The sequence below is a fragment of the Ligilactobacillus sp. LYQ60 genome (assembly GCF_045033015.1).
Classification (GTDB): Bacteria; Bacillota; Bacilli; order Lactobacillales; family Lactobacillaceae; genus Ligilactobacillus.
Genome location: NZ_JBJFZV010000012.1, coordinates 1 through 1685, shown reverse-complemented (window position 1 = coordinate 1685; position 1685 = coordinate 1). Strand labels below are relative to the sequence as shown.

1 rRNA gene is annotated in these 1685 nt (G+C 51.3%); it reads right to left on the bottom strand.

The window, feature by feature from the left end:
• Positions 1–9: 9 nt before the first annotated feature.
• Positions 10–1572 (bottom strand): 16S ribosomal RNA (locus ACI3EZ_RS07295).
• Positions 1573–1685 lie beyond the last annotated feature (113 nt).

Sequence of the window (1685 nt, the reverse complement as noted above, 5' to 3'; positions counted from 1 at the left end):
ATTCCTTAGAAAGGAGGTGATCCAGCCGCAGGTTCTCCTACGGCTACCTTGTTACGACTTCACCCCAATCATCTGTCCCACCTTAGACGGCTAGCTCCTTACGGTTACCCCACCGGCTTTGGGTGTTACAAACTCTCATGGTGTGACGGGCGGTGTGTACAAGGCCCGGGAACGTATTCACCGCGACATGCTGATTCGCGATTACTAGCGATTCCGACTTCGTGTAGGCGAGTTGCAGCCTACAGTCCGAACTGAGAACGGCTTTAAGAGATTTGCTGGGCCTCACGACTTCGCGTCTCGTTGTACCGTCCATTGTAGCACGTGTGTAGCCCAGGTCATAAGGGGCATGATGATTTGACGTCATCCCCACCTTCCTCCGGTTTGTCACCGGCAGTCTCATTAGAGTGCCCAACTTAATGCTGGCAACTAATAACAAGGGTTGCGCTCGTTGCGGGACTTAACCCAACATCTCACGACACGAGCTGACGACAACCATGCACCACCTGTCATTCCGTCCCCGAAGGGAACGCCTAATCTCTTAGGCTGGCGAAAGATGTCAAGACCTGGTAAGGTTCTTCGCGTAGCTTCGAATTAAACCACATGCTCCACCGCTTGTGCGGGCCCCCGTCAATTCCTTTGAGTTTCAACCTTGCGGTCGTACTCCCCAGGCGGAGTGCTTATTGCGTTAGCTGCAGCACTGAAGGGCGGAAACCCTCCAACACTTAGCACTCATCGTTTACGGCATGGACTACCAGGGTATCTAATCCTGTTCGCTACCCATGCTTTCGAACCTCAGCGTCAGTTACAGACCAGAGAGCCGCTTTCGCCACTGGTGTTCTTCCATATATCTACGCATTTCACCGCTACACATGGAGTTCCACTCTCCTCTTCTGCACTCAAGTCTCCCAGTTTCCAATGCACTTCTTCGGTTAAGCCGAAGGCTTTCACATCGGACTTAAAAAACAGCCTGCGTTCCCTTTACGCCCAATAAATCCGGACAACGCTTGCCACCTACGTATTACCGCGGCTGCTGGCACGTAGTTAGCCGTGACTTTCTGGTTAGATACCGTCAACGCATAATCAGTTACTCTTATCCGTGTTCTTCTCTAACAACAGCGCTTTACGATCCGAAGACCTTCTTCACGCACGCGGCGTTGCTCCATCAGGCTTGCGCCCATTGTGGAAGATTCCCTACTGCTGCCTCCCGTAGGAGTATGGGCCGTGTCTCAGTCCCATTGTGGCCGATCAGTCTCTCAACTCGGCTACGTATCATTGCCTTGGTAGGCCGTTACCCCACCAACTAGCTAATACGCCGCGGGTCCATCTATCAGTGACACCATTAGCGCCTTTTAATGGAAAAGCATGCGCTTTTCCATCCTATGCGGTATTAGCACCTGTTTCCAAGTGTTATCCCCCGCTGATAGGCAGGTTACCCACGTGTTACTCACCCGTCCGCCACTCGAATCCCTTACGGTGAGTGCAAGCACTCGGTGTAAAGGTTTCGCGTTCGACTTGCATGTATTAGGCACGCCGCCAGCGTTCGTCCTGAGCCAGGATCAAACTCTCATTTTGAATTCGTGACTCATTATTTATTACTAGCGAAGTTTGACTTCGTTAAATTATGTTGCTCAAAAGAGCCCTACACATTTAATTCGTCGATACTGTGTTCAGTTTTCAAAGATCTA